Genomic DNA, 1,030 nt, shown 5'->3' with positions numbered 1-1,030 from the left:
AAGGAAGATCGAGTGAAGCCATCCTCCCCCCCTACAACACCTCGCCTTTCAACAGCCGCGGCACCTCGCCCGATAGTCCGGCGGCCTGGCGGATGAACATGCTCTTCAGCGGCGGCGCGCGGTCGACGAGACCGAGGCCGATGTCGCGCACGGTGCGCAGCAGCGTCGACTCGTTCGAGAACAGGAAGTTCAGCGAGTTGGTGGCAAGCCCCATCGCCATGGTGTCGAAACGCCGCCAGCGCTGATAGCGATCGAGCACGTCGGCCTGCCCAGGATCCATGCCGAGCCGCGCCGCATCGACCACGACTTCCGCCAGCGCGGCAACGTCCTTCAGCCCCATGTTGAGGCCCTGCCCCGCGATCGGATGAATGACATGCGCGGCGTCGCCGACCAGGGCGAGCCGCTCCGCGATGAACGAGCGCGCGACGAAATAGCCGAGCGGAAACGCTCGCGGCTTGTCGAGCGCCTTGATCTCGCCGAGGTGCAGCCCGAAGCGGCGTTCGAGTTCGCCGTGAAATTCGTCTTCGCCGAGCGCCGTGATGCGCGCAGCCTCGGCGCGGTTCTCGGTCCACACCAGCGACGAACGCTTGCCCGTCAGCGGCAGAATCGCAAAGGGACCCGCGGGGAGAAAATGTTCCTCGGCGCGGCCGTGATGATCGCGCTCGTGGCCGACGGTGACCACGATGCCGGACTGATCGTAGTCCCAGCCATGGGTGGCGATGCCGGCACGCTCGCGCAATTTCGAGCGCGCGCCGTCCGCCGCCACCAGCAGGCTTGCCTCGACGACGTCGCCATTGGCAAGAGTCACGGTGACGCCGTCGGCGCGCGAATCATAGCTAGAGACTGCGGTAGCGCGGAGGTCGATGCCTTCGGCCTCGGCGCGGGCGACCAGCGCATCGATCAGCCGGCGGTTTTCCACCATATGCGCGAAGGGTTCGCCGGGCTCGACTTCGCCGGCAAACGTCAGGAACACCGGACGGGTGGCGTCGTCCAGTCTGGAGTCGGTAACGACCATGTCGAGGATGGGTTG

General features: G+C 66.6%; 1 protein-coding gene. It reads right to left on the bottom strand.

Annotated elements, in window-relative coordinates; all coding sequences use genetic code 11:
- Positions 1–31 precede the first annotated feature (31 nt).
- Positions 32–1,030: ubiquinone biosynthesis hydroxylase (locus tag ACEYW6_RS36340; protein ID WP_412983628.1), on the bottom strand; the 999-nt coding region annotated here is incomplete at its 5' end.

This window comes from Nostoc sp. UIC 10607, from assembly GCF_047228265.1.
Lineage (GTDB): Bacteria > Cyanobacteriota > Cyanobacteriia > Cyanobacteriales > Nostocaceae > Nostoc > Nostoc foliaceum_A.
Note: the sequence above shows the minus strand (reverse complement) of the source record. Positions and strands in the feature narration are given on the sequence as shown.